Consider the following 24,876-nt stretch of genomic DNA (forward strand, 5'->3'; position numbering starts at 1 on the left):
CGAATTGTCGACACCGAGGATAGGAGCGCCCATGGCCGCCTACACACTTCCTGACCTTCCCTACGACTATGCTGCGCTTGAGCCGCACATCAGCGGCAAGATCATGCAGCTGCACCACGACAAGCACCACCAGGCCTACGTGACCGGTGCGAACACCGCACTCGAGCAGCTGGCCGAGGCGCGCGACGCGAACAACCTCGCCGCCGTCAACAAGCTCGAGAAGGACGTCGCCTTCAACCTCGGCGGACACGTCAACCACACCATCTTCTGGAACAACCTGTCGCCCGAGGGCGGGGATCGCCCCGAGGGTGAGCTCGCCGCCGCGATCGACGAGTACTTCGGCGACTTCGAGAAGTTCCAGGCGCACTTCACCGCGACCGCCCTCGGCGTCCAGGGCTCCGGCTGGGCCGTTCTCGCCTGGGATGCGCTGGGTCAGCGCGCCAACATCGTGCAGCTGTTCGACCAGCAGGGCAACCTGCCCGCCGGCACCGTCCCGCTGCTGATGCTCGACGTCTGGGAGCACGCGTACTACCTCGACTACCTCAACGTCCGCGCCGACTACGTGAAGGCGTTCTGGAACATCGCGAACTGGCAGGACGTCGCCAAGCGCTTCGAGGCCGCACGGACGCAGACCCCGGGTCTCATCTAGGCACTCCGGTGCGTGTGGGCCGGCTCCGAACGGGGCCGGCCCACACCGCATTCTCCGCGGCCGCCGCGTCAGCCCGGCCGCGCCACGATTCTTCCCGCGCCGTCCTCCACCGAAGGAGCCCCGCCCCGCCATGCGCACCATCGAATCACTGGGATCGCTCGCATCCCGCACCGTCATCGTCCGCTGCGACCTCAACGTTCCGCTCTCCGACGGACGCATCACCGATGATGGGCGCATCCGCGCGTCGCTCGCCACGATCTCCGAATTGCGCGAGGCCGGTGCGAAGATCGTGCTGATCAGCCATCTCGGCCGCCCCAAGGGCGTGCCGGAGGCGGCCTCCTCGCTTCGCCCGGTCGCCGAGCGACTGTCCGAGCTCCTCGGCGCACCCGTCGCGTTCGTCGCGGAGACCGTCGGACCCGACGCCCAGAGCGCCGTGGCTGCGCTCACCGACGGCGACGTCGTGCTGCTCGAGAATCTGCGGTTCAACCCGGGAGAGACGAGCAAGGACCCCGACGAACGCCGAGCCTTCGCCGCCCAGCTCGCCGCGTACGGCGACGTGTTCATCTCCGATGGATTCGGTGTGGTGCACCGCGCGCAGGCGAGCGTCACCGATCTCGCAGAGCTGCTGCCGAGTGCCGCGGGACGTCTCGTCGCCGCCGAGCTCGACGTGCTGCGCCGACTCACCGAGGATCCCGCCCGTCCCTACACGGTGGTGCTCGGCGGCTCCAAGGTCTCCGACAAGCTCGGCGTGATCGCGCACCTGCTCGACCGCGTCGACACGCTGCTCATCGGCGGCGGCATGCTGTTCACCTTCCTCGCCGCGCAGGGGCACCGGGTCGCCGGCAGCCTCCTCGAGGAGGATCAGCTGGACACCGTCCGCGGCTACCTGGCGCAGGCCGAGGCGCGGGGCGTCCGCATCGTCCTTCCCACCGACATCGTGGTGGCGGAGTCGTTCTCCGCCGACGCGGCGCACGAGATCGTGCCCGCCGACGCGATCGAATCGAGCCGCTTCGGCGCCTCCGGGATCGGTCTCGACATCGGCCCGGAGACGGCCGCTGCCTTCGCCGCCATCATCGCGGAGTCGGCCACCGTCTTCTGGAACGGCCCCATGGGCGTGTTCGAGATGGAGGCGTTCGCCTCCGGCACGCGCACGGTCGCGCGGGCGCTCACCGAGACCGACGGCTTCACCGTCGTGGGCGGGGGAGACTCCGCCGCCGCCGTCCGCGCGCTCGGTTTTTCCGATGACCAGTTCGGTCACATCTCCACGGGTGGCGGCGCCAGCCTGGAGTTTCTCGAGGGCGCGCAGCTGCCCGGTCTGGAGGTCCTGTCATGAACGACCAGCTCCCCGAGCTCCGCGAGCCGCTCCCGCAGGGCGACCGCACCCCGCTGATCGCGGGCAACTGGAAGATGCACCTCGACCACTTGCAGGCGATCGCCTTCGTGCAGAAGCTGTCGTGGGGACTCAAGGACGTGCGGCACGACTTCGGCGAGGTCGAGGTCGCGGTGTTCCCGCCGTTCACCGATCTCCGGTCGGTCCAGACCCTGCTCGCCGCCGATAAGCTCTCGCTCACGCTCGGTGCGCAGGATGTCTCCCCGCACGAGTCCGGTGCGTTCACGGGCGACGTCTCCGCCGCGATGCTCGGCAAGCTCGACGTCCGCTACGTGCTCGTCGGCCACTCGGAGCGGCGACAGGGGCACCAGGAGGGTGACGACACCGTCGCCGCCAAGACGCTCGCGGCGCACACCGCCGGCATGGTCCCGGTGATCTGCGTGGGCGAGACCGCGGAGGATCTCGAGACGCACGGCGCCGCGGCGATCCCGCTTGCCCAGCTCGCGGCGGCGATCGCTCCGCTCCCCGCCGACGCGGAGTTCGTCGTCGCCTACGAGCCCGTCTGGGCGATCGGCAGCGGCCAGGCCGCCACTCCCGAGCAGGCGGAGGACGTGGCCCGGGCGCTCCGGGAGTCGCTACGGGATCTCCGCGGCGACGACGTGGCCACGGCGACGCGGATCCTCTACGGCGGCTCGGTCGCGAGCCAGAACGTGGCGGGCTTCCTCCGTCAGCCGAACGTCGACGGTGCGCTGGTGGGCGGTGCGAGCCTCAAGGTGGACGAGTTCACGCGCATCGTCCAGTTCAAGAAGCACGTCACCTCGGCGTAGGCTGTCCGGCACCCGACGCGGTGCCGGTATACTCGTACTCGGCGCATCGCGCCCTCGACCCAGGAAAGGTGACCGCGTGCTCATCCTCAAGATCGCACTGATCGTCATTCTCGTGATCACGAGCTTGCTCCTCACCCTCTTCATCCTGCTGCACAAGGGCCGCGGTGGCGGCCTCTCCGACATGTTCGGCGGCGGCGTGACCTCCAGCTTGGGTTCCTCGGGTGTTGCGGAGCGCAACCTCAACCGCATCACCATCGTGGTGTCGTTGATCTGGGTCGTATCGATCATCGCGCTCGGGCTCATCGCCCGATTCTCGGTGGTCTAGAGCTCGTTCACAAAGAGAGGTAATACGTGGCAGGCAGTAACGCCATTCGTGGTGCGCGCGTCGGGTCCGGCCCCATGGGGGAGAAGGATCACGGAGCCCGCGCAGAGCGAGTCCAGATTTCATACTGGGATGCGCTCGGCAACGAGACGGTCCGCTACTTCGCGGCCGACATCGTCGATGAGGACATCCCCGAGCAGATCGATTCCCCGACCACCGGGCTTCCCGCGGGTCGGGATCGGGAGAACCCCCCGGTCCTGCTCAAGAACGAACCGTACAAGACGCACCTCGCCTACGTGAAGGAGCGCCGCACGCCGGAGGAGGCGGAGGAGCTGCTCGAGGCGGCCCTGATGAAGCTCCGGCAGCGTCGCGGTACCGCCAAGGCATCCGCATAACGCTCGGTCGTCGAGCAGACGCGAAGGGGGCCCGCACCATCTGGTGCGGGCCCCCTTCGCGTTCGGTGCGGAGTCAGTCGCTCGATGCGAGCGCCGCGATCAGCGCACAGGCCGTGGCACCGGGATCGGTCGCGCGGATCGCCAGCACCGGTCGCCCACGATCGCGCAGCACACTGCGGTCTCCGGCCGCCTGGGCGGTGATGAGCGTCTCGAAGCCCGCCTCCGAGCCCGGGATATCGAGCGGCGCGGATCCCGCATCGCACAACTGCAGGAACCCGCCGAGCGCGGGCCCGCCCTTGTGCAGCTGGCCGGTCGAGTGCAGGTACCTCGGCCCCCAGCCGAGCGCGACGGGGGCGCCGAGCCGCTCGGCCAGTGCATCGCGGAGGTCGAGCACGGCGGCGGCGCTGGGACCGTCCGGATCGAGGTAGGCCTGGATCGCCAGGTATCCACCGGGCTCGACGAGCCCACGCACGACCGTCACCAGGCTCGCGATGCCGGTGACGGCGGCCACGCCCGGTGCGCCATCGAGCAGGTCGACCCCCGGGAGTTCCGGCACGGGCGTGGCGACAACGTCGCGCGACGCGCTCTGCGCGAGCTGCTCCCGGGCGGCGACCTTCGCCGCCTCGACATCCGGCTGATTGAAGGGGTCGATGCCCATCAGACGGCCGAGCACCGCAGTCGTGACCTCCCAGAGCAGCAGCTGCGCCCCCAGGGGAGCGCCCACGGCGGGAAGCTGCGGTTCAGTCGCGTCGGATACGTCAGCAGAGCCAAAGATCCGGATCAGCCGGGTGTTCGCCGGGGTCCGCCGCACCTCGGGCGCATCGTCCGCGAGGGCGAGCGGCAGCACCCCCTGGCCGTCTTTGCCCGTGGATTCGGCGATGAGCTGTTCGATCCAGGAGCCCATATCCCACTGCGCACCCGGCGCCGAGCACACGCCGAGCACGTACGCACGGGGGAGGCCGTCCGCCACCCACGCCGCGAGACGCAGCGCGGGATTCTCCGGCGCGTCGTCCCGGAGCGCGTCACGCGCAGCCGCGGCGTCGGCGACCAGCGCGCGCACGTCCGCGCCGGCGAGCGCCGTCGGCACCAGACCGAATGCGGTGAGTGCCGAGAATCGGCCCCCGACGTTCGGGTCCGCGAGGAAGACGCGCTGCCCGGCGGCGCGGGCGTCCGCTTCGAGGGGCGATCCCGGATCCGTCACCACGACGATGTGCGCCGATGCATCGAGCCCGGCGGCGTCGAATGCGGTCGTGAACGCGGCACGATGGCTCAGGGTCTCGATCGTGCCCCCGGATTTCGAGCTCACGACCACGACGGTGCGGGCGAGATCGCCTGCCAGTGCGTCGCGCACGACGTCGGGGTGCGTCGAGTCGATCGTGCGCAGGTCCACGCCCGCCCAGCGTGCGATGACGGCGGGGGCGAGGCTCGATCCGCCCATGCCGCAGAGCACCACACGGTCCACCCCGCGATCTCGTAGGTCGCTGTGCAGCTGCTCGACCTCGTCGAGCAGCGCGTCCACACCGGAGAGATCCGTCCACCCCAGGCGCACCGCGGCCTCCGCGGCCGCGTCGGCGCCCCACAGCGTACTGTCGTGCGCGAAGATCCGGCTGGCCACGCGATCGCGGATCAGCGTCTCGAGCGCCTGATGGGCCTCGGGGGTCTCGGTGAGCTGCAGGGCAATGGTCACGGGGCCTCCTGGAGGGCTCGGTCGACGGTGGCGCAGAGTTCGTCCCAGGACGCGTCGAACTTGCCGAGACCCTCGCGCTCGAGGGTCTCGGTGATCTCGAGGTAGTCGATGCCCTGGGCGTCGAGGTGATTCAGGAGCTGGTTCGATTCCAGGTACTCGGAGGTGACGGAGTCGCCGCGGCTGATGCCGTGATCCGCCCACGCCCGAAGGGTCGCCTCGGGCATCGTGTTCACCACGCCCGGCGCCACCAGTTCGGAGACGTAGAGGGTGTCGGGCAGGGCCGGATCCTTGACGCCGGTCGAGGCCCACAGGGGGCGCTGGGCGTTCGCGCCCAGCCCGCGGAGGAAGACCGCGCGCTCGCTCGAGAACGCCTGATCGAAGACCTCGTATGCCAGGCGCGCATTGGCGACTCCTGCCTGCCCGGTGAGTGCTCGCGCCTCATCGGTGCCGAGGCTCCGCAGCCGCGCGTCGACCTCCGTGTCGAGTCGGGACACGAAGAACGACGCGACCGAGTGGATCGACGCGAGGTCGATCCCGGCCGCGCGGGCTCGCTCGAGGCCGGTGAGGTACGCATTGATGACCTGCCGGTACCGCTCCAGGCTGAAGATCAGCGTCACGTTCACGCTGATGCCGGCGGCGATCGTCTCCGTGATCGCCTCGAGCCCCTCGACGGTCGCAGGGATCTTGATCATGGCGTTCGGCCGGTCGACCCGATCCCACAGTTCTCGGGCCTGCGCGACGGTTCCCGCGGTGTCGCGCGCGAGTCGGGGCTCCACCTCGATCGACACGCGGCCGTCGAATCCGGCGGTGGCGGCGTACGTCTCGGCGAGGAGGTCGCAGGCGTCGGCGACATCGCTCGTCGTGAGTTCGACGATGGTCTCGCTCACCCCGAGCCCGCGCTCGGCGCACGCCGCGATGCGATCCCCGTAGCCGATCCCGCCGCCGATCGCGGCCGCGAAGATCGTGGGGTTCGTCGTCACGCCGACCACGTCGAGCTGCGCGACGAGATCACGCAGCTCACCGGAATCGATCCGGTGGCGGGAGAGGTCGTCGAGCCAGATGCTGACGCCGGCTCGGCTGAGTGCTGCGGTGCGGGATTCCGTCACGGGTGGGCTCCTAGGCTGAGAGGCTGTCGCGGGCCGCCGACACCACCGCGTCCGTGGTGATGCCGAACTCGCGGAACAGCGTTTCGTAGTCGGCCGATGCGCCGAAGTGCTCGATGGAGACGGACCGGCCGCGGTCGCCGACGAAGCGCTCCCAGCCGAGCGAGAGGCCCGCCTCGACGCTCACGCGGGCGGTGACGTCGGCGGGCAGCACCTCTGCGCGATACTCCTCGGTCTGCTCTGCGAACCACTCGAGGCAGGGGGCCGAGACGACGCGCGCGCCGATCCCGTCCGCGGCGAGCCGCTCGCGCGCCTCGACGGCGAGCTGCACCTCGGACCCGGTGGCGATGAGGATCACGTCGATCGTTCCCGTGGGCGAGTCCGCGAGCACGTAGGCGCCGCGTCGCACCCCCTCGGCCGACGCAAAGTCACCGCCGCGCGGCAGCACCGGCACGTTCTGCCGGGTCAGCGCGATGCCCGCGGGGCCCTCGTGCCGCGAGAGCATCTCGTGCCACGCGACGGTCACCTCGTTCGCGTCCGCGGGGCGGATGATCGCGAGGTTCGGGATCGCGCGCAGCGTCGCCAGCTGCTCGATCGGCTGGTGGGTCGGGCCGTCCTCGCCGAGCGCGATGGAGTCGTGCGTCCAGACGAAGATGCTGGGTACGTTCATCAGCGCGGCCAGGCGGACCGCCGGACGCATGTAGTCGCTGAAGATGAGGAAGGTGCCGCCGTAGCTGCGGGTGTTGCCGTGCAGCTGGATGCCGTTGAGGATCGCGCCCATGGCGTGCTCGCGGATCCCGAAGTGGAGCACCCGGCCGTAGGGATCGCCCTGCCAGCTCGAGGTCGAGCGCCGCGCGGGCACGAACGACGGGACGCCCGGGATCGTGGTGTTGTTCGATCCGGCGAGGTCGGAGGATCCGCCCCACAGCTCGGGCATCACCGGGCCGAGGGCGGCGAGCACCTTGCCGCTCGCCGCACGGGTCGCGACGCTCGTACCGGGCTCGAACTCGGGCAGCACGTCGGCGATGCCCTCGGGCAGCTCCTGCGCCTCGATGCGGTCGAAGAGCGCCTTGCGCTCGGGGTTCGCTGCGGCCCAGGCGTCGAAGGTCTGCTGCCAGGCGGCGCGGCCCTCGGCGCCGCGCTCGACGGCCTTGCGCGTGTGGGCGATGACCTCGGGGGCGACGGCGAAGTGCTGCTCGGGATCGAAGCCGAGCGCGGTCTTCAGCCCGGCGAGCTCGTCACCGCCGAGCTTCGAGCCGTGGATGCCGCCGGTGTTCTGCTTGCCCGGGCTCGGCCAGCCGATGACGGTCTTCAGGATGATGAGGCTCGGCTTGCCCGTCTCGCCCTGTGCGGCGACGATCGCGTCGTGCAGCTCGGCGAGATCCTCGACATAGGCCCCGGTCTTCTTCCAGTCGACCTCGATGACCTGCCAGCCGTAGGACTCGTAGCGCTTCGCCACGTCCTCGGTGAAGGAGATGTCGGTGTCGTCCTCGATCGAGATCTGGTTGGAGTCGTAGATCGCGATGAGGTTGCCGAGCTCCTGGTGCCCGGCGAGGGAGGATGCCTCGCTCGTCACGCCCTCCTGCAGGTCGCCGTCGCCGGCGACCACGTAGATGAAGTGGTCGAACGGGCTCGTGCCCGGGGCAGCCTCGGGATCGAAGAGACCGCGCTCGTAGCGGGCGGCGTAGGCGAAGCCGACCGCGGAGGCGAGGCCCTGGCCGAGCGGGCCGGTCGTGATCTCGACGCCGCGCGTGTGGCCGTACTCGGGGTGGCCGGGCGTCTTCGATCCCCAGGTGCGCAGCGCCTGGAGATCCTCGAGCTCGAGCCCGTAGCCTCCGAGGTACAGCTGCACGTACTGGGTGAGCGAGGAATGGCCCACGGAGAGGATGAAGCGGTCGCGACCGACCCAGTCCGCGTCCGCGGGGTCGTGGCGCATCACCTTCTGGTGGAGGAGGTACGAGACCGGTGCGAGACTGATCGCGGTGCCCGGGTGCCCGTTGCCGACCTTCTCCACGGCATCGGCCGCCAGCACTCTCGCAGTGTCCACCGCGAGGCCGTCGAGCTCATCCCACTGCAGTTCGCTTCCCAATGCCTACCCTCTCTCAGAACCGTTCGCGCGCCGTTCCGCACACACGGACCAATCCTACCGGCAGGGGAGGTACCATAGAGGGTGATGTCCACCGAGATCTCAGCCCCCGCACAGTCCAGCGATCGGCGTCCCCGACGCACGATCGGTCGTACGGTCAAGAACTACGTCGCGCTGACGAAGCCGCGGGTCATGGAACTCCTGCTCGTGGTGACGGTTCCGGCCATGATTCTGGCGCAGGGCGGCCTGCCGAACCTCTGGCTCGTGCTCGCGACGCTCATCGGCGGCGCGATGAGCGCGGGGTCCGCGGGCGCCTTCAACTGCTACATCGATCGCGACATGGACCGCAAGATGCAGCGGACGAAGAATCGCCCGCTGGTCACCGGGGAGATCTCCGACCGCAACGCGCTGATCTTCTCCTGGGTGCTCGGCGCCCTCTCCGTGGTGTGGCTCTGGTTCACCACCAACTGGCTCGCGGCGGCCCTGTCGGCGGGCGCGATCTTCTTCTACGTGGTCATCTACACGCTGATCCTGAAGCGGCACAGCGAGCAGAACATCATCTGGGGCGGGATCGCGGGGTGCTTCCCCGTGCTCATCGGGTGGGCCGCGGTGACCGGCAGCCTCGACTGGCCGGCCTGGGTGTTCTTCCTCGTCATTTTCCTCTGGACGCCGCCGCACTACTGGCCGCTGTCCATGCGGTACCGCGAGGACTACGCCGCGGCCGGCGTGCCGATGCTCGGGGTCGTGCGCGGTCGCGCCACCGTCGGGCTGCAGATCATCCTCTACGCGTGGGCGACGGTGGCCTCGAGCCTCCTGCTCATTCCCGCGGCCGGTATCGGTTGGCTCTACACGGTGGTCGCCGTGGCCTCGGGCGGCTACTTCATCATCCAGGCCCATCGGCTCTACGGCAGCGCGATCCGCGGCCAGGAGGGCAAGCCGATGCAGGTCTTCCACGGCTCGATCACCTACCTGTCCGTGCTCTCGCTCGCCATCGCGATCGATCCGCTGCTGCCGTTCTAGCCTGCGCCTTCTCAGCGCTAGGCTGATGCCATGGTTGACGCGTATGCCCATGGCCACCACGCAAGTGTGCTGAAGTCGCACACCTGGCGCACCGCGGAGAATTCCGCGGCGTACCTGCTCCCGCATCTCACGACGGGTGCCCGGGTGCTCGACGTGGGGTCCGGCCCCGGCACGATCACCGCAGACTTCGCGGAACTCGTGGCGCCGGGGGCCGTCGTGGGCCTGGACGCCTCGGCTGACGTGGTCGCGAAGGCGACCGAGGACGCCGCCGCGCGGCAGCTGGCCAATCTCCGGTTCGAAACGGGGGATGCCTACGCGCTCGAGTACCCGGACGCGAGCTTCGACCTGGTGCACGCGCACCAGGTGCTGCAGCACGTGGGCGATCCGGTGGCGATGCTCCGGGAGATGCGCCGCGTTACGGCTCCGGGCGGGCTCGTCGCCGCGCGTGATGTGGACTACGGCGGCGTGATCCTGTCACCCGACTCCGATGTGTTGAACGAGTGGCTCGCCCTCTACCTCAAGGTCCACGCGGGGGTCAGCGGCGATCCCTGCGCCGGACGCTCGCTGAAGTCGTGGGCGCGGGCTGCCGGGTTCTCGGAGATCACGTCCAGCGCGTCGCTTTGGCTGTTCGAGACCGACGAGGATCGCGCCTGGTGGGGCGGCATGTGGGCGGAGCGGATCCTGTCGTCGGCGTTCGCCGACAACGCGATCCGGCTCGGGCTCGCGGAGCGCTCGGACCTCGAGCGCATCTCCGAGGGGTGGACGCGCTGGGCCGCGGATCCGGACGGCTGGATGCTCATGCCCCACGCGGAGATCCTCGCCCGCCCGTAGTTTCTGCCGGGTCGTGTGAGCGATATCTGGGGTGGATCGGGGCATTCAGCACGGAAATCGCTCGCCCCAACGGGCCGCGCGGGATTCCGCAGCTAGGACACGAGCGCCGGGCGCTTCAGCCGCAGCACGACGATCGTCATCGTCGCCGCGGTCAGCGCCGCGAGCACCATGTGCACACCGACCGCGAGCTCCGGCAGACCATTGCGGGCCTGGTAGACGCCGATGAGGATCTGCACCACGAGTACCGCCAGCAGCGCGATCGTCCAGCGGAGCGGCCGCAACCGCCGCGACGCCGCCCAGACCAGCAGCGCGAGCGTCAGCGCGAGCGCCGCGTACCCCGGCCACGCATGGATGTGGCTCATGAGCCCGGCGTCGACGCCGTCGCGCTGGATCGTCGCGTCACCCGAGTGGGGTCCGGATCCCGTGGTGAGCACCCCGAAGACGACCGTGATCGCCATCACGAACGTCGTGATGTGGGTGAGGATCGTGAAGCCCTTCGGCGCGACCGACTCGCGCGGACCGGGTGCCTCGTACATCCGCGCGAGGTACGCCGCGGTGATGCAGACCAGGGCGAGCGAGATGATGTAGTGGATCCCGACGAGGTTCGCGTTGAGGTGCAGCCAGACGATGATGCCGCCGATGAGCGCCTGCAGCAGCACCAGCCCGAGGACGACGGTCGAGATGACGGGGAGATCCCGCCGCTGCCCGCGCAGGCGCCAGCTCGCGATCGCGACGAGCAGCGCGGCGATCAGCAACGGACCCGAGATCGTGCGGTTCCCGAACTCGATGAGGGAGTGGTACGACAGCTCTTCGGTGGGAACGAGGGACCCTGGCGCGCACAGCGGCCAGTTCGGGCAGCCGAGCCCCGATCCGGTGAGGCGAACCGCCCCGCCCGTCGCGATGATGAGGGTGTTGAGCACGAACGAGATCCAGGCGCAGACCCGCAGGAATCGGGAGGTCACCGCAGTGCGAAGCGGCTCCCGGTTCGTGACATCCGGTGCGGGCGATGTGGCGGCGGACAACGAGGCTCCTCTCGGTCGCACCCCATTCACAGGGAGTCTGGCATACCCCTCCCGTTCTCGCCGGGATCCTGTAGAATGGGAAGCTGTGGTTGCGAACGGCGAACCCGGGGAGCAGTGGAGCCCACTGCTGAGAACCGATTCCGTCCGAAGCCCAGACTACTGCACCGCTGCAGGGAACCCGATGCGAGCCCGGAACCGAACGATCCGGGCAGCGTGCGAGCCGGATCCCTCCGACTTTGCCACGGGACACCCAGCGAGACAAAGAAGAGGGAGGGATCATGCCAGAGGTACTGATCGACCGACCCGAGCTTGAAGGCTTGGGCCAGTACGAGTTCGGCTGGCACGACAGCGATGAGGCGGGCGCGATTGCGAAGCGCGGCCTCAGCGAGCAGGTCGTGCGTGAAATCTCAGCTCTCAAGAACGAACCTGAGTGGATGCTGCAGCGACGCCTGAAGGCGCTGCAGATCTTTGGACGCAAGCCGATGCCGACCTGGGGCGCCGACCTCTCGGACATCGACTTCGACAACATCAAGTACTTCGTCCGCTCCACGGAGCAGCAGGCGACGAGCTGGGAGGATCTCCCAGACGAGATCAAGGAGACCTACGAGCGGCTCGGGATCCCCGAGGCGGAGCGTCAGCGTCTCGTCGCGGGTGTGGCCGCGCAGTACGAGTCCGAGGTCGTCTACCACCAGATCCGCGAGGACCTGGAGGAGCAGGGCGTGCTCTTCCTCGACACCGACACCGCACTGCGCGAGCACCCGGAGATCTTCCAGGAGTACTTCGGCACCGTGATCCCGTCGGGCGACAACAAGTTCGCCGCGCTGAACACCGCCGTGTGGTCGGGCGGCTCCTTCGTGTACGTCCCGAAGGGCGTCTCCGTCGAGATCCCGCTGCAGGCCTACTTCCGCATCAACACGGAGAACATGGGCCAGTTCGAGCGCACGCTCATCATCGCCGACGAAGACAGCTACGTCCACTACATCGAGGGCTGCACCGCGCCGATCTACAAGTCGGACTCGCTGCACTCTGCGGTCGTCGAGATCATCGTGAAGAAGAACGCGCGCGTCCGCTACACCACGATCCAGAACTGGTCGACGAACGTGTACAACCTCGTCACCAAGCGCGCGATCGCGGAAGAGGGCGCGACCATGGAGTGGGTCGACGGCAACATCGGCTCGAAGGTCACCATGAAGTACCCGTCCATCTACCTGACCGGAGAGCACGCCAAGGGGGAGACGCTCTCCGTCGCCTTCGCGGGTCCCGGCCAGCACCAGGACACGGGCGCGAAGATGATCCATCTCGCCCCGAACACGAAGTCCTCGATCCTCGCGAAGTCCATCGCCCGCGGCGGCGGTCGCACCGGGTACCGCGGCGAGGTCCGCGTGGAGGCGAATGCCCACCACTCGGCCAACTCCGTGGTGTGCGATGCGCTGCTCGTCGACACCATCTCGCGCAGCGACACCTACCCGGCCATCGACATCCGCACCGATGACGCGGAGCTCGGCCACGAGGCCACCGTCTCCCGGGTCAGCGAGGAGCAGCTTTTCTACCTCATGAGCCGCGGCATGGCCGAGGAGGAGGGCATGGCGATGATCGTGCGCGGCTTCATCGAGCCGATCGCCCGCGAGCTGCCCATGGAGTACGCGCTCGAACTGAACAAGCTCATCGAGATGGGCATGGAAGGATCCGTCGGATAATGACGACAGCTGAAGCTACGAAGACGACGGCCCCCGAGGCCGGCACCGAGCAGCACGGTCTGAAGGCGCACTCCGACGGCGACTGGGCGAACCGCGTGCCGGTGCAGACCCGCTCCGAGCGCCCGACCTCGACCGACGTCGCCGATTTCGCCGAGGTCACGGGCCGCGAAGCGGTGTGGAAGTACACCCCCGTCGCCAAGCTCGGTGCCTTGCTGAACGGCGAACTCGACGGCTCGCGGATCCCGGTCACGGTGCCCGCGGTCGCGGGTGCGACGAGCGAGTGGATCGCTCGTGACGACGCGCGGATCGGCCGTGCCGGAGTGCCCGAGGAGCGCGGCGCCGCGGCAGCGTGGAGCGCCTTCTCCGAGGCGCACCTCGTGACGATCTCGGGGGAGGAGCACGTCACCGCGATCGTCCGTCGTGACGCGCTCGACGCCGCGCCCCGTGCGGCGCACACCGTGGTCGAGGCCACCCCGCACAGCCGCGGCCTCGTCATCCTCGAGAACACGGGCTCCGCCCAGCTCTCGGAGAACGTCGAGATCGTGGTCGGTGACGGCGCACAGCTCACGCTCGTGTCGGTCCAGCAGTGGAACGACGACGCGATCCATCTGTCGAGCCACTACGCCACCGTGGGCCGCGACGCGAGCTTCGTGCACATCGTCGTCTCGCTGGGCGGCGGCATCGTCCGCCTGAACCCGTCGATCCACCTCGATCACGAGGGTGCGAACGGCGAGGCTTTCGGCGCGTACTTCGCCGATGCCGGGCAGCACCTCGAGCACCAGGTCTACATGGACCACAATGCTCCCCACACCCGCAGCCGAGTCACCTACAAGGGTGCGCTGCAGGGCGAGGGCGCGCACACGGTGTGGATCGGCGACGTGCTGATCCGCCAGAATGCCAACGGCACCGACAGCTACGAGCAGAACCGCAACCTGGTGCTCACGCCCGGGACGCGCGCGGATTCGATCCCGAACCTCGAGATCGAGACCGGCGACATCGAGGGTGCCGGACACGCGTCCGCGACCGGCCGCTTCGACGACGAGCACCTGTTCTACCTGCAGAGCCGCGGCATCTCCGAGGAGGAGGCGCGCAAGCTCGTGGTCCGCGGGTTCCTGCTCGAGGTGATCAACCAGATCGGCGACGACGCGACCGAGGAGCGGCTCCAGGCCGCGATCGAGGCCGAGCTCGCTGAGAGCACGAAGTAAATGCCCCGACAGAAGGTGCTCGCGCTGAGCGAGTTGGTGCAGGATCAGGCCACCCGCGTGGTCATTGACGATGTTCCGATCGCCGTGGTGCTGGACGCGAACGGTGCGGTCCACGCCATCGGAGATACCTGCAGCCACGGGCAGATCAGTCTGTCCGAGGGCTTCGTCGAGGGTGACACGCTCGAGTGCTGGGCCCACGGCTCCGCGTTCTCGCTGTGCACCGGCATTCCGCAGAACCTTCCGGCGTACGAGCCGGTTCCCGTCTATGTGGTCGAGATCGAAAACGGCGACGTGTACATCGACCCCAACGTAACGAAAGAGATTGAACAATGAGCTCCGTTCTTGAGATCAAGGACCTGCATGTCAGCGTCGAAACCGAGCAGGGTCAGAAGCAGATCCTCCGCGGCGTCGACCTCACCCTGACCCAGGGTCAGACCCACGCCATCATGGGCCCCAACGGCTCCGGCAAGTCCACGCTCGCCTACGCCATCGCGGGCCACCCGCGCTACGAGGTCACGGGCGGATCCATTCTGCTCGACGGCGAAGAGGTGCTGGAGATGGGCGTCGACGAGCGGGCGCAGGCCGGCCTGTTCCTCGCCATGCAGTACCCGGTCGAGATCCCCGGTGTCACCAACGCCAACTTCCTCCGCACCGCCAAGACCGCGATCGACGGCGAAGCACCGCCCATCCGCACCTGGATGAAGGACGTCAAGTCGGCGATGCAGGACCTGCGCATGGACGAGTCCTTCGCGTCGCGCAACGTGAACGAGGGCTTCTCCGGCGGCGAGAAGAAGCGGAACGAGATCCTGCAGCTCGAGCTGCTGAAGCCGAAGTTCGCGGTGCTCGACGAAACCGACTCCGGCCTCGACGTCGACGCGCTGAAGATCGTCTCGGAGGGAGTGAACCGCGCGAAGGACACCACCGGCCTCGGTGTGTTGCTCATCACGCACTACACGCGCATCCTGCGCTACATCAAGCCCGACTTCGTGCACGTCTTCGTCAACGGCCGCGTGGCCGAGGAGGGCGGCCCTGAGCTCGCGAACCGGCTCGAGGAAGAGGGCTACGACCGCTTCCTCGTGGACGCCTGATCCCGAGGGCGTAGGCTACTCCCATGAGCGAAGAGACGACGACCGTGCCGCACACGATCGATCCCGAGTTCCGCGAACAGGCGATCGAGGCGCTGAAGAACGTCTCGGACCCCGAGCTCGGTGTGAACATCGTCGATCTCGGCCTGATCTACGATCTCGCGTTCGATGAGGAGCACGACGCGCTGGTCATCAGCATGACGCTGACCAGCGCCGGCTGCCCCCTCACCGACGTGATCGAGAACGACATCGCCGAGGCGCTCGACGGGCTCGTCACGGCCTTCCGCATCAACTGGGTGTGGATGCCGCCGTGGACGCCGGAGCGCATCACCGACGACGGCCGAGACATGATGAGAGCGTTGGGTTTCTCGATCTAGGATCGAGCCCCGAAACGCAATCGGGCAGGACCACCGAGGGGTGATCCTGCCCGATTGCGTGCGTCCGGGGTTATCCGCTCTTGCGGCGGAACTCCCGCTGGTGGCTCACCGGCCCGTGAGCCTGACCCACCCGGCCGCCGCCACTGCGCTGACCGGAGCCGCGCGGCTGGCTGCTCTGCTGCTTCTTGCGCTCGAGCGCCTCGCGAAACTTCCGCTTCGACTCCTCCGCAGCGTCACGCTGTTCGTCAGATTCCGACGTCATCGTGGTCCTCCCTTCATCCCCGTCGCGTGTGCACGAGAGTGCACGGACATGCGACCCCCTCAGCCTAGCGACCCGGCCCGCGCCTGTGTATGACCGTCGGCTCCTTCACGGGATCTCGACTAGACTGGTGCGGTTGTCCAGCCGGATTCTCCGGCACCCAATCCAAGGAGCAAGTTCCGCCGTGATCACCGTCGAAGATCTCGCGATCGATGTGGGCGCCCGCCGTTTGATGTCGGGGGTCACGTTCCGGGTGAACCCGGGAGACAAGATCGGGCTCGTCGGCCGCAACGGCGCCGGCAAGACCACCCTCACGCGGACCCTCTCCGGTGAGCTCGCGCCGGCCGAGGGGAGCATCTCGGTCAACGGCGAACTCGGCTTCCTGCCCCAGGATCCGCGCACCGGCGACCCCGATCAGCTCGCGCGGCACCGGATCCTCGACGCCCGCGGCCTCGGCACGCTCACGAAGAACATGTCCCAGGCGACCCTCGACATGGCGTCGGACGATCCCGCAGTGGCCGAGAAGGCGATGAAGCGCTTCGGCAATCTCACCGACCGCTTCCACGCGCTGGGCGGATACGCCGCCGAGTCGGAGGCCGCCTCGATCTCGAACAACCTCGGGCTTCCGGACCGGATCCTCGACCAGCCGCTCGGCACCCTCTCGGGGGGTCAACGCCGACGCATCGAACTCGCCCGGATCCTGTTCTCCGACGCCGACACGATGATCCTCGACGAGCCGACCAACCACCTCGACGCCGACTCCATCGTCTGGCTCCGCGAGTTCTTGAAGACGTACAAGGGCGGTGTCATCGTCATCAGCCACGACATCGAGCTCGTGGGCGAGACCGTCAATCGTGTGTTCTACCTCGATGCGAACCGCCAGGTCATCGACATCTACAACATGGGCTGGAAGCTCTACCTCCGCCAGCGCGCCGCCGACGAGGAGCGCCGCCGCAAGGAGCGCTCGAACGTCGAGAAGAAGGCCTCCGTGCTGAAGGATCAGGCCGCGCGCTTCGGGGCGAAGGCGTCGAAGGCCGCTGCCGCCCACCAGATGGTGGCGCGCGCCGAGAAGATGCTCTCCGGACTCGACGAAGTGCGTCAGGTCGAGCGGGTGGCGAAGCTGCGCTTCCCGGATCCCGCACCCTGCGGCAAGACGCCGCTCATGGCCGAGGGGCTCTCGAAATCCTACGGGTCGCTCGAGATCTTCGCGGGAGTCGACCTCGCGATCGACCGCGGCGCGAAGGTCGTCATCCTCGGCCTCAACGGCGCCGGCAAGACCACGCTCCTGCGCCTGCTCGCGCAGGTCGACGAGGCCGACACCGGTCAGATCATCGCGGGTCACGGGCTGAAGGTGGGCTACTACGCCCAGGAGCACGAGACGCTCGACGTCAAGGCGAGTGTGCTGCAGAACATGATCTCGGTGTCGCGCCACCTCACCGAGACCGAGGCGCGCAAGGTGCTCGGGTCCTTCCTCTTCACCGGCGACGACGTCCACAAGCCGGCCGGAGTGCTCTCCGGCGGCGAGAAGACGCGACTCGCACTCGCCATGCTGGTGGTGTCGAGCGCCAACGTGCTGCTCCTCGACGAGCCCACGAACAACCTCGACCCGGCGAGCCGCGAGGAGATCCTGGACGCACTCGCGCACTTCACCGGCGCCGTCGTGCTCGTCTCCCACGACCAGGGCGCCGTCGAGGCGCTGAACCCCGAGCGCGTGCTGATCATGCCCGACGCGACCGAGGACCACTGGTCGAAGGACTACCTCGAACTGATCGAGCTCGCGTAGACGGAGCGTCTCGAGCGCCCTCCGGGTGACCGAGACTTAGGGCGCGTCGGACGGCGAGGGCGACGGTGTCGGCGTCGAGCGGTCCGAGGTCGCCCACGTCGACGCCGGCAGCCGCTCCATCCGCTCGATGACCACGTCGGCGCCGTCCTGCTGCATGCCGTTGCTGTAGTACGCGACGTGCTCGTCCTCGCTGACGTCGAGCGTCGCCTGGCACACGACATCACCGGCGACGCAGAAGTCGCTGATGCGATCGGCAAACGCGTCGAGGGCGCCCTCGGGCCGCGGCATGATCCCGTTCAGTTCCGGGTCGAAGTCGCCCACATTGAACGGCTCGTCGCCCTCGAATCGCGGATCGCCGTAGAGCACGACCGCGAACACCTGGTCGCGGGCCGCGTCCGTCAGCTCACCGACCGTCGCACCAATCATGCGGTCATCGGGTACGACCAGCGCGTCACCGATCACCATGGATCCCTGCGAGTATCCGAGCAGCACGGTGCGCTGCTCGGGGCACGCCTCGGCCTGCACGTTGAGCGTGTCGACGAGCACCCGCACGCCGCGCGTACCGCCCTCCTTCACGTCCGTGTCCGCCGGGTAGTCCAGGTCGATGGACACGACGTCGTCGGGCTGGGCCTTCGTGATCGCACGCGCGACGGGGGAGAGGAGCTGCCCCTTCGTCGGCTCCCCGGTTCCGCGCACGGTGATGACGAGCACCGCGGAGCACTCCTGCGCCTCGACCACCGGCTCGGGGTGCAGAGCACTGTCGTAGACCTCGTCCGCGGCGGGCGGCGCGGGATCCTGCGTCACCTCGGAGAGGGACTGGCGCGCCTCCTCCGGGTCGAGCGTCGGCGCACACCCGGTGAGCAGCAGCAAGGCCGCGATGCCGGCGCCGGCGGCCAGAGCCGCCAGGCGGCGTCGGTGTGCGAATTCCAGGGTCATCTTCGTCCTTCGGTCGGGCAGAGTGGTGCAGTCGGTCGGTCTCGCATCGGCGCTCAAGCGTCGAGCATCGCGTCCTCGACGTCGGCGTCGCTCGGCCCCCGTCGAGACTTGCGAGCGTCCCGGCGACGATCCTGCGCCCGCACGGCCGTGCTCCCCGCGTTGAGTCCCCGGTACTCCTGTCGCGCCGCGAAGGCGACGCCGATCGCTGCGATCAGAATAAAAACGTACCACTGCAGCGCGTACGACAGGTGCGGCCCCTCGTCGCGCTCGGGTTTGGGCGGCAGCACGCCGTGATCGCCCGCGGGCGACTCCGACACCAGCATGCCGTAGGCCCCCGTGTAGGCCTCACCCTCCGAGTCCGTCAGCCGCGCCAGCTCGGGCAGGTCGATGCTGGCGACGGTGCTGCCGGACGAGGTACGACCGGGCACCTCGGGCTCGGACGCCCGCAACCGCACCTCGACCTCCACCACCCCGCTCGGGGGCTGCGGGAGCTCGTCGGCGCCGATCGTGCCGGAGTCGGCGTCGCTGCCGTCGACCGGCACCCAGCCGCGATTCACGAAGAAGATCGCGCCATCGGTCGTCCGCAGCGGTTGGATGAGATCCGATCCGACTCCCTGCGGTCCGGGGCGATTGCGGGCGAGGTACGGTGCGCCGAGGTACTCTCCCGTCACCGCGGCCGTGCGCCACTTCCGCGTGTCCTCGTCGAACGCGTCGAGCACCGGCACTTCCTCTGCGAGCGCCACCGGGGGCGCACCGTAGTTCGCGTCGAGCCGTTCGATCTCCGCCCGCGCCTCGGCGCGCCGCTCGAACTGCCAGTTGCCGAGCCACACGCACGCGATCGAGAAGACGAGCAGCATGGCGAAGTAGCCGATCCAGCGGCGGGATCGCAGGAAGGTCCACCCCACGGCGGGTGCGGAAGGATCAGTCATCGAGCGCTCCCGCCTCGCACACGGTCAGGGGGAAGGAGCGGTCCTCGAGGAACGTGCGCAGCACCGGCAGATGGGCGTCGCAGGCGAGCCAGATCTTCCGCCGATCCTCGGTGTGGATCTTCGGGTTGCGCCACTGGATCGCCCAGGGCGCCGACTCCCGGCATCCCGCGCGCGAGCACTCGAACCGCTGCGAGGCCTCGCCGCCGAGCGCCAGACCGCCCGAGAAGACGCCGCTCACCGCGTTCCCTCCGGTGCAGCGGGCGGGCCCGGATCCGGATCCGCGGTCGACTCGGTCGCGGGAGCAGAGGCGCGTCGTTCGGGCTCCACATCGACGACGAGCAGGGTGGAAGCCGGGTCCTCGACGGGTTCCTCGGGTTCGGCACCCGCGAGCTGCAGCGGTTCCGGCGCCTCCACCGCTTCCTCGCCGCCGTGGGCGACAGCATTGCCGACCAGCACGGCGAACCAGGGGAGCAGTACGGCACCCGCGGCGACGGCCAGCACCCACCAGCCGCGCACCCAGAACAGGGAGACCACGCAGGCGACGCGGAGCGACATGGCAATGAAGTACATGCGCATACGGTGCGCGCGATCCTCGGTGGGGTTCACTCCCGCCGATGTCACGCTGTAACTCTTGGCCATGCGCCCCTTCACTGTCAGTCTCCCAGTTTACGCCGTTCCGCTGGGGCTTGCCCTTGAGCCGAGTGTCCGCGATCCCGGTGTCGGCGCATCGTCTAGGGTGAGAGGCGCACTGCACCGATCGAAAGGGTCCCCATGAGCACCTCCCGCACCGTTCTCGTCACCGGCGGCAACCGCGGTATCGGCTTCGCCATCGCCGAGCGCCTGATCGCCGACGGCCACCGCGTTGCCGTCACGTCCCGCTCCGGGCAGGGTCCCGAGGGATCGCTCACGGTGCGGGCGGAAATGACGGACGCGGCGTCGATCGACACCGCGTTCTCGCAGGTCGAGGCCGAGCTGGGCCCGGTCGAGATCGTGGTCGCGAACGCGGGAATCACAAAGGACACCCTCCTGCTCCGGATGTCCGAGGAGGAGTTCACGAGTGTCATCGACACGAACCTCACCGGCACCTTCCGGGTCGTCAAGCGCGCCGCGAAGGGGCTCCTGAAGGGTCGCTTCGGTCGGGTGATCCTCATCTCGAGTGTCGTCGGACTCTACGGATCGCCCGGGCAGATCAACTACTCGTCCTCGAAGGCGGCGCTCGTCGGCTTCGCCCGCTCGCTCACCCGTGAGCTCGGAGCGCGCAACATCACCGCGAACGTCATTGCTCCCGGCTTCATCGAGACCGACATGACGGCCGCCCTCGACGACGCGCAGCAGCAGCAGTACCTGTCCCAGATCCCCGCGGCCCGGTTCGGCCAGGTCGCCGAAATCGCGGGTGCGGCCTCGTTCCTCGCGGGCGACGACGCCGCCTACATCTCGGGCGCCGTGATCCCGGTCGACGGCGGTCTCGGCATGGGGCACTGACCGCTTCGACCCGAACCGGCACGCGCCCACCTGGGAATGCGTCGGTAGCCACTGACGTGCGCGAGGCGTAGCGTGGGCGCATGACTGAGATCACGAGCACCCGTTCCCTGAACCGTGTCGCCGAGGACGCCCGCACCCTCGCTGCCCTGACCGAGGCACCGGAGATTCTCCGCGTCGTCAACGTCTGGGATCCCGTGAGCACCCGCGTGATCTCGGAGCTGCCGGGCACCCGTGCGATCGCGACCGCGGGCCACAGCATCGCCGCGAGCCACGGCTACGCGGACGGCGAGCAGATCCCGCTCGACCTCATGATCGCGGCCATCGCGCGGATCGTCGCCGCAACGGACCACCCCGTGACCGCGGATCTCGACGGCGGGTACGGCAACGCGGGCGAGACCGCACGGCGCGCCATGGGCGTCGGCGTCTCGGGCGCGAACATCGAGGATCAGCTCCGGCCGCTCGAGGAGTCGGCGGCTCTCGTGGCCGACGTCGTCGCGGCGGGGGAGCAGGAGGGCGTCGCGTTCGCGCTGAACGCCCGGACCGACGCCTTCGTGCGCGGCGGCGACCGCCCGCTCGACGAGATCATCGCCGACGCGATCGCGCGCGGTCGTGCCTATCTCGACGCCGGGGCCACGAGCATCTTCGTGCCCGGGATCCTGAACGCGGAGGTCACTCGGGCCCTCGTCGACGGCATCGGAGACCGCAAGATCAGCGTGATCGGACTGCCGGGGGCGCTCTCCGCGGCCGAGTACGAGCGGCTCGGCGTCGCACGCATCTCGTACGGCCCGATGCCGCAGAACGTGGCGCTGACGGCGCTCAAGCGGCTCGGCACCTCGCTCCTCGCCGACGGATCAATCCCCGACGACACGGAGCAGCTCAACAACTTCTGAGGCCGGGGCGGTCGGCACTGGCAGTCGGATCCGGCGTTCAGCCGAGGCGGTCGAGGAGGGGGATCACCCGCGCGAGGTCGTCCTCGATCGCCACGTCGGCCCGCTCGCGCACGAGCGGCTTGCCGTTGTAGGAGACGCCGAGCGCCGCGATCCGCATCATCTCGAGGTCGTTCGCACCGTCGCCGATCGCCACCGTGGCGGTGAGCGGGATCCCGGCTTCCTCGGCCCACTCGGTGAGGGCCGCAGCCTTGGCGGCGGCGTCGATGATCGGCCCGACCGTGCGGCCCGTCAGCTGTCCGTCGACCACCTCGAGCCGGTTCGCCCGCCAGAAGTCGAGGCCGAGATCCGCGGCCAGAGGATCGAGCACTTCGTGGAACCCGCCCGAGACCACGGCGACCTTGCCTCCGAGCCCGTGCACGTGCGCGATCAGCTCGCGGATGCCGGGGGAGCGGCGGATCCGCCCATACGCGTCCGCGAAGACCGACTCAGGGGTGCCCGCGAGCGTCGCAACGCGCTCCGTCAGGCTCTCGGCGAAGTCCAGCTCGCCGCGCATCGCGCGCTCCGTGACCTCCGCGACCTGGTCGCGGGTGCCGGCGACCTCCGCGATGAGCTCGATCACCTCGTCCTGGATGGTGGTGGAGTCGCAGTCGAGGACGATCAGGGGTGCAACGCTCATGCCCCCAGTCTAGGGACTGACGCGACCCGTCATCGGTCGCGCCCTTGTGCCTCTCGACCGCGAATCCCTCCCTTCTCGCCGATCGCCTCCGATCTGCGCGCTCACTTCAGAGGGGTTCGGCGAGAACGGAGGCGTTCGGTGCGGGTTCGGTCGATCGCCAGTCACCTCGGGAGTGATCGGGGTGCCGTGACCGCACTCCCGGCTCGGCTCGTTAGGCTGGGGGCCATGGTCAACGTGCTTCGATTCAGTGATGTCTCCTATCTGCGCAATGGTCGGCCCATCCTCGACAGCATCGACTGGGCCGTCGAGGACTCCGAGCGCTGGGTGATCCTCGGCCCGAACGGCGCCGGCAAGACGACGCTGATGAAGCTCGCGACGGCCAACGACTACCCGTCCTCGGGCACGGTCGACGTGCTGGACAAGCGACTCGGCCGAGTCGACATCTTCGAGCTGCGGAATCGGCTCGGGTTCGTATCGTCCGCGACAGCGCGCAGGATCCCCGCGAACGAGCTCGTGCGCGATCTCGTGCTGACCGCCGCGTACTCCGTCGAGGGTCGCTGGAACGAGCACTACGACGACATCGACATCCGTCAGGCCGAGCGGATCCTGGCGGAGTGGGATCTCGGCGACTTCGCCGACCACCCGTTCGGCACGCTCAGCGACGGCGAGCGGAAGCGGGCGATGATCGCGCGCTCCGTGATGACCGATCCCGAGCTGCTCCTGCTCGACGAGCCCAGCGCGAGCCTCGATCTCGGGGCCCGCGAGCGCCTGCTGCAGATGCTCTCGGGCTTCGCGCAGTCGCCGAGCTCGCCGGCGATGGTCATGGTCACCCACCACGTCGAGGAGGTGCCCCCCGGGTTCACGCACGTGCTGATGCTCCGCGGCGGGCGGATCCAGGCGGTCGGTCCCATCGCAGAGACGCTCACGGCCGCGAACCTCGAGGCGACCTTCGGCATGCCGTTCGAGCTGACCGTCTCCGGCGGACGCTACGCGGCGGTGGCGCGCCCGGAATAAATGGGAGCTGTGCGCGACGAGGTCTGCTAAAGTAGAACCTTGGCGCGGTCACACCGCAAGACTTCGGTGCGCAAGGCGCATCATTCCGATCAACATAAGGACACTCATGAAGACCGACATCCACCCCGAGTACAACGCCATCGTCTTCCGCGATCTGGCTTCGGGAGAGACCTTCCTCACCCGCTCGACCCTCGGCAGCAGCAAGACGATCGAGCTCGACGGTGAGACCTACCCGGTGATCGACGTCGAGATCTCCAGCGCCTCGCATCCGTTCTACACGGGCAAGCAGCGCATCATGGACTCCGCCGGCCGCGTCGAGCGCTTCAACCAGCGCTTCAAGGGCTTCGGCGCCTAAGCAACACGCCGTACAGCGAAGCGGCGGGGGACCTTCGGGTCTCCCGCCGCTTCGCTGTCTCCCTCAGCCTCGCGGTGTACCGCTGAGCCGTCAGCGCAGGGGCCAGCGGCCGTCCGCGACGAACTGCGGGTCCCGCGCGCGCCGCATGTAGTCCTGGAAGCTCGCGGCCTGCGCGGCCGCCCAGCCCACCTGCGCCGCGTGCAGCTCGTCCAGTTCACCGGGGATCACGTCGGCGTACTTGCGGGCGATGCGCTGCAGCACCCGGCCTGCTGCGATCGCGTCGTCCCCGGCGTCGTGCGCCGTGCCGATCACCACCCCGTGGTGGGCCGCCACGGCCTCGAGCGTGCGCTTGCCCTTGCGGTACCGGTCGAATTGCTTGTCCAGGATCAACGGATCGATGACGGGGGAGAGGTCGGCCGGCCACGGCACACCGTGCCGTGCGGCTTCGGCGCGCAGCAGAGTGAGATCGAAGGGGGCGTTGTAGGCCACGACGGGGAAGCCCCGCTCGAGCATCTCCGCGAGCTGGGCGACGATCTGCTGCACACCGACCTCGGCCGTGATCCCGCTCGCGCGGGCGATCTCGGTGCTGATCCCGTGCACCCGCTCGGCGGCGGCGGGAATCTCGACCCCGGGATCCAGCAGCCAGTCGTACCGCTCGAGCACCTCGTCCTCGGCACCGAGGAGGGCGATCGTCGCGCTCACGATGCGCGCCTCGGAGGTGTCGATGCCGGTGGTCTCGGTGTCGAACACCGCGAGATTGGCCGCCCAGAGCGGGAGAGGTGAGGTCACGGGGGATCCTTTCGTTCCCTCGATCGTAGCGACTGCGGAGCCACCGCCGCGCGGGGTGTGGAACGCAGGGGGCTGCCAGCCCGTCCTGGGTAGGATCATGGGGTGACAACCGCCCCGCTCTCCGTCC

28 protein-coding genes are annotated in these 24,876 nt (G+C 68.9%); 17 read left to right on the forward strand and 11 right to left on the reverse strand.

The genetic code is table 11. From position 1 onward, the window contains the following. The first annotated feature begins 31 nt into the window (after positions 1–31). The 5 genes from MUN76_RS02955 to MUN76_RS02975 all read left to right on the forward strand — a co-directional run bounded on the left by MUN76_RS02955 (position 32) and on the right by MUN76_RS02975 (position 3,523). Positions 32–649 (forward strand): superoxide dismutase, encoded by a 618-nt coding sequence (locus MUN76_RS02955; RefSeq protein WP_244686997.1) that lies wholly within the window; start codon positions 32–34, stop codon positions 647–649. 130 nt (positions 650–779) lie between these two features. Then, positions 780–1,982: a phosphoglycerate kinase gene (locus MUN76_RS02960; RefSeq protein ID WP_244686999.1), complete on the forward strand. Its 1,203-nt coding sequence runs from the start codon at positions 780–782 to the stop codon at positions 1,980–1,982. After that, positions 1,979–2,806: a triose-phosphate isomerase gene (tpiA, locus tag MUN76_RS02965; RefSeq protein ID WP_244687001.1), complete on the forward strand. Its 828-nt coding sequence runs from the start codon at positions 1,979–1,981 to the stop codon at positions 2,804–2,806. The genes MUN76_RS02960 and tpiA overlap by 4 nt, the downstream gene beginning before the upstream one ends. Positions 2,807–2,882: 76 nt before the next feature. Next, positions 2,883–3,131, forward strand: a complete 249-nt coding sequence (secG, locus tag MUN76_RS02970) for a preprotein translocase subunit SecG (protein WP_244687002.1) — start codon at positions 2,883–2,885, stop codon at positions 3,129–3,131. Positions 3,132–3,157: 26 nt separating this feature from the next. Beyond that, positions 3,158–3,523, forward strand: coding sequence for an RNA polymerase-binding protein RbpA (locus MUN76_RS02975; RefSeq protein ID WP_256451801.1), 366 nt, complete (start codon positions 3,158–3,160; stop codon positions 3,521–3,523). 73 nt (positions 3,524–3,596) lie between these two features. Here the strand turns inward: MUN76_RS02975 and MUN76_RS02980 are convergent, their stop codons facing one another. The 3 genes from MUN76_RS02980 to tkt are packed head-to-tail and all read right to left on the reverse strand — an operon-like array spanning position 3,597 to position 8,402. After that, on the reverse strand, positions 3,597–5,210 hold the full coding sequence (locus MUN76_RS02980) for a glucose-6-phosphate isomerase (protein ID WP_244687004.1): 1,614 nt from the start codon (positions 5,208–5,210) through the stop codon (positions 3,597–3,599). Next, a complete protein-coding gene (tal, locus tag MUN76_RS02985; protein WP_244687005.1) occupies positions 5,207–6,316 on the reverse strand; it encodes a transaldolase in 1,110 nt (369 codons plus the stop codon). Before tal ends, MUN76_RS02980 begins: the two co-directional genes overlap by 4 nt. Before the next feature lie 10 nt (positions 6,317–6,326). Further along, positions 6,327–8,402 carry a transketolase gene (tkt, locus tag MUN76_RS02990; RefSeq protein ID WP_244687007.1) on the reverse strand — a complete coding sequence of 692 codons (2,076 nt, stop codon included), beginning with the start codon at positions 8,400–8,402 and terminating at the stop codon, positions 6,327–6,329. Positions 8,403–8,486: 84 nt separating this feature from the next. On the opposite strand from tkt, the gene MUN76_RS02995 reads away from it, so the two are divergent. Then, positions 8,487–9,419, forward strand: a complete 933-nt coding sequence (locus tag MUN76_RS02995) for a heme o synthase (protein WP_244687008.1) — start codon at positions 8,487–8,489, stop codon at positions 9,417–9,419. Between the two features lie 30 nt (positions 9,420–9,449). Further along, positions 9,450–10,250: a methyltransferase domain-containing protein gene (locus MUN76_RS03000; protein WP_244687010.1), complete on the forward strand. Its 801-nt coding sequence runs from the start codon at positions 9,450–9,452 to the stop codon at positions 10,248–10,250. Positions 10,251–10,342: 92 nt separating this feature from the next. Here the strand turns inward: MUN76_RS03000 and MUN76_RS03005 are convergent, their stop codons facing one another. Continuing rightward, positions 10,343–11,272: a COX15/CtaA family protein gene (locus tag MUN76_RS03005; RefSeq protein WP_244687012.1), complete on the reverse strand. Its 930-nt coding sequence runs from the start codon at positions 11,270–11,272 to the stop codon at positions 10,343–10,345. Between the two features lie 278 nt (positions 11,273–11,550). Here MUN76_RS03005 and sufB point away from each other — a divergent pair, with 278 nt between their 5' ends. The 5 genes from sufB to MUN76_RS03030 are packed head-to-tail and all read left to right on the forward strand — an operon-like array spanning position 11,551 to position 15,636. Continuing rightward, positions 11,551–12,969: a Fe-S cluster assembly protein SufB gene (sufB, locus tag MUN76_RS03010; RefSeq protein ID WP_244687014.1), complete on the forward strand. Its 1,419-nt coding sequence runs from the start codon at positions 11,551–11,553 to the stop codon at positions 12,967–12,969. Next, positions 12,969–14,174, forward strand: coding sequence for a Fe-S cluster assembly protein SufD (gene sufD, locus MUN76_RS03015; protein ID WP_244687016.1), 1,206 nt, complete (start codon positions 12,969–12,971; stop codon positions 14,172–14,174). Before sufB ends, sufD begins: the two co-directional genes overlap by 1 nt. Further along, positions 14,175–14,507 (forward strand): non-heme iron oxygenase ferredoxin subunit, encoded by a 333-nt coding sequence (locus MUN76_RS03020; protein WP_244687018.1) that lies wholly within the window; start codon positions 14,175–14,177, stop codon positions 14,505–14,507. It abuts the gene before it with no gap. After that, entirely contained in the window at positions 14,504–15,262 is a 759-nt protein-coding gene (gene sufC, locus MUN76_RS03025; protein WP_244687020.1) for a Fe-S cluster assembly ATPase SufC, read from the forward strand. Before MUN76_RS03020 ends, sufC begins: the two co-directional genes overlap by 4 nt. Positions 15,263–15,285: 23 nt before the next feature. Continuing rightward, complete coding sequence (locus MUN76_RS03030) at positions 15,286–15,636, forward strand: metal-sulfur cluster assembly factor (protein ID WP_244687022.1); 351 nt, start codon at positions 15,286–15,288, stop codon at positions 15,634–15,636. 70 nt (positions 15,637–15,706) lie between these two features. Here the strand turns inward: MUN76_RS03030 and MUN76_RS03035 are convergent, their stop codons facing one another. Next, positions 15,707–15,898, reverse strand: coding sequence for a DUF5302 domain-containing protein (locus tag MUN76_RS03035; protein ID WP_244687024.1), 192 nt, complete (start codon positions 15,896–15,898; stop codon positions 15,707–15,709). 181 nt (positions 15,899–16,079) lie between these two features. Between MUN76_RS03035 and MUN76_RS03040 the strand changes: the two genes are divergently transcribed. Beyond that, a complete protein-coding gene (locus tag MUN76_RS03040) occupies positions 16,080–17,678 on the forward strand; it encodes an ABC-F family ATP-binding cassette domain-containing protein (RefSeq protein ID WP_244687026.1) in 1,599 nt (532 codons plus the stop codon). A gap of 36 nt (positions 17,679–17,714) precedes the next feature. On the opposite strand, the gene MUN76_RS03045 is transcribed toward MUN76_RS03040, so the two are convergent. Genes MUN76_RS03045 through MUN76_RS03060 form a run of 4 tightly spaced genes read right to left on the reverse strand, consistent with a single transcriptional unit; the run spans position 17,715 to position 20,182 of the window. Then, the gene (locus MUN76_RS03045) at positions 17,715–18,614 is read right to left on the reverse strand and encodes a cutinase family protein (protein ID WP_244687028.1); all 900 of its coding nucleotides are present in this window, start codon (positions 18,612–18,614) and stop codon (positions 17,715–17,717) included. A gap of 53 nt (positions 18,615–18,667) precedes the next feature. After that, a complete protein-coding gene (locus MUN76_RS03050) occupies positions 18,668–19,543 on the reverse strand; it encodes an SURF1 family cytochrome oxidase biogenesis protein (RefSeq protein ID WP_244687030.1) in 876 nt (291 codons plus the stop codon). After that, positions 19,536–19,781 carry a hypothetical protein gene (locus MUN76_RS03055; protein ID WP_244687032.1) on the reverse strand — a complete coding sequence of 82 codons (246 nt, stop codon included), beginning with the start codon at positions 19,779–19,781 and terminating at the stop codon, positions 19,536–19,538. Before MUN76_RS03055 ends, MUN76_RS03050 begins: the two co-directional genes overlap by 8 nt. Next, positions 19,778–20,182, reverse strand: a complete 405-nt coding sequence (locus tag MUN76_RS03060; protein ID WP_244687034.1) for a DUF3099 domain-containing protein — start codon at positions 20,180–20,182, stop codon at positions 19,778–19,780. The genes MUN76_RS03055 and MUN76_RS03060 overlap by 4 nt, the downstream gene beginning before the upstream one ends. Before the next feature lie 132 nt (positions 20,183–20,314). Between MUN76_RS03060 and fabG the strand changes: the two genes are divergently transcribed. Then, the gene (fabG, locus tag MUN76_RS03065; RefSeq protein ID WP_244687035.1) at positions 20,315–21,025 is read left to right on the forward strand and encodes a 3-oxoacyl-ACP reductase FabG; all 711 of its coding nucleotides are present in this window, start codon (positions 20,315–20,317) and stop codon (positions 21,023–21,025) included. 80 nt (positions 21,026–21,105) lie between these two features. Beyond that, complete coding sequence (locus MUN76_RS03070; protein WP_244687036.1) at positions 21,106–21,915, forward strand: isocitrate lyase/PEP mutase family protein; 810 nt, start codon at positions 21,106–21,108, stop codon at positions 21,913–21,915. Positions 21,916–21,952: 37 nt separating this feature from the next. On the opposite strand, the gene serB is transcribed toward MUN76_RS03070, so the two are convergent. After that, positions 21,953–22,591: a phosphoserine phosphatase SerB gene (gene serB, locus MUN76_RS03075; protein ID WP_244687038.1), complete on the reverse strand. Its 639-nt coding sequence runs from the start codon at positions 22,589–22,591 to the stop codon at positions 21,953–21,955. Positions 22,592–22,816: 225 nt separating this feature from the next. On the opposite strand from serB, the gene MUN76_RS03080 reads away from it, so the two are divergent. After that, a complete protein-coding gene (locus tag MUN76_RS03080) occupies positions 22,817–23,605 on the forward strand; it encodes an ABC transporter ATP-binding protein (protein WP_244687040.1) in 789 nt (262 codons plus the stop codon). Positions 23,606–23,711: 106 nt separating this feature from the next. Next, on the forward strand, positions 23,712–23,960 hold the full coding sequence (locus MUN76_RS03085) for a type B 50S ribosomal protein L31 (protein WP_244687042.1): 249 nt from the start codon (positions 23,712–23,714) through the stop codon (positions 23,958–23,960). 90 nt (positions 23,961–24,050) lie between these two features. On the opposite strand, the gene MUN76_RS03090 is transcribed toward MUN76_RS03085, so the two are convergent. Then, positions 24,051–24,749: an exonuclease domain-containing protein gene (locus MUN76_RS03090; protein WP_244687044.1), complete on the reverse strand. Its 699-nt coding sequence runs from the start codon at positions 24,747–24,749 to the stop codon at positions 24,051–24,053. Positions 24,750–24,876 lie beyond the last annotated feature (127 nt).

Origin of the sequence: Leucobacter rhizosphaerae (assembly GCF_022919175.1) — a bacterium.
GTDB classification, from domain to species: Bacteria; Actinomycetota; Actinomycetes; order Actinomycetales; family Microbacteriaceae; genus Leucobacter; species Leucobacter rhizosphaerae.

Excerpts from the sequence above, each read along its gene's own strand:
- tpiA (WP_244687001.1), top strand. The coding sequence starts at position 1,979 with ATGAACGACCAGCTCCCCGAGCTCCGCGAGCCGCTCCCGCAGGGCGAC.
- sufB (WP_244687014.1), top strand. The coding sequence starts at position 11,551 with ATGCCAGAGGTACTGATCGACCGACCCGAGCTTGAAGGCTTGGGCCAG.
- MUN76_RS03050 (WP_244687030.1), bottom strand. The coding sequence starts at position 19,543 with ATGACTGATCCTTCCGCACCCGCCGTGGGGTGGACCTTCCTGCGATCC.
- MUN76_RS02955 (WP_244686997.1), top strand. The coding sequence starts at position 32 with ATGGCCGCCTACACACTTCCTGACCTTCCCTACGACTATGCTGCGCTT.
- MUN76_RS02995 (WP_244687008.1), top strand. The coding sequence starts at position 8,487 with ATGTCCACCGAGATCTCAGCCCCCGCACAGTCCAGCGATCGGCGTCCC.
- MUN76_RS03030 (WP_244687022.1), top strand. The coding sequence starts at position 15,286 with ATGAGCGAAGAGACGACGACCGTGCCGCACACGATCGATCCCGAGTTC.
- MUN76_RS03020 (WP_244687018.1), top strand. The coding sequence starts at position 14,175 with ATGCCCCGACAGAAGGTGCTCGCGCTGAGCGAGTTGGTGCAGGATCAG.
- MUN76_RS03070 (WP_244687036.1), top strand. The coding sequence starts at position 21,106 with ATGACTGAGATCACGAGCACCCGTTCCCTGAACCGTGTCGCCGAGGAC.
- MUN76_RS02960 (WP_244686999.1), top strand. The coding sequence starts at position 780 with ATGCGCACCATCGAATCACTGGGATCGCTCGCATCCCGCACCGTCATC.
- serB (WP_244687038.1), bottom strand. The coding sequence starts at position 22,591 with ATGAGCGTTGCACCCCTGATCGTCCTCGACTGCGACTCCACCACCATC.
- fabG (WP_244687035.1), top strand. The coding sequence starts at position 20,315 with ATGAGCACCTCCCGCACCGTTCTCGTCACCGGCGGCAACCGCGGTATC.
- MUN76_RS03000 (WP_244687010.1), top strand. The coding sequence starts at position 9,450 with ATGGTTGACGCGTATGCCCATGGCCACCACGCAAGTGTGCTGAAGTCG.
- MUN76_RS03085 (WP_244687042.1), top strand. The coding sequence starts at position 23,712 with ATGAAGACCGACATCCACCCCGAGTACAACGCCATCGTCTTCCGCGAT.
- sufD (WP_244687016.1), top strand. The coding sequence starts at position 12,969 with ATGACGACAGCTGAAGCTACGAAGACGACGGCCCCCGAGGCCGGCACC.
- MUN76_RS03045 (WP_244687028.1), bottom strand. The coding sequence starts at position 18,614 with ATGACCCTGGAATTCGCACACCGACGCCGCCTGGCGGCTCTGGCCGCC.
- MUN76_RS03080 (WP_244687040.1), top strand. The coding sequence starts at position 22,817 with ATGGTCAACGTGCTTCGATTCAGTGATGTCTCCTATCTGCGCAATGGT.
- sufC (WP_244687020.1), top strand. The coding sequence starts at position 14,504 with ATGAGCTCCGTTCTTGAGATCAAGGACCTGCATGTCAGCGTCGAAACC.
- MUN76_RS03035 (WP_244687024.1), bottom strand. The coding sequence starts at position 15,898 with ATGACGTCGGAATCTGACGAACAGCGTGACGCTGCGGAGGAGTCGAAG.
- MUN76_RS03060 (WP_244687034.1), bottom strand. The coding sequence starts at position 20,182 with ATGGCCAAGAGTTACAGCGTGACATCGGCGGGAGTGAACCCCACCGAG.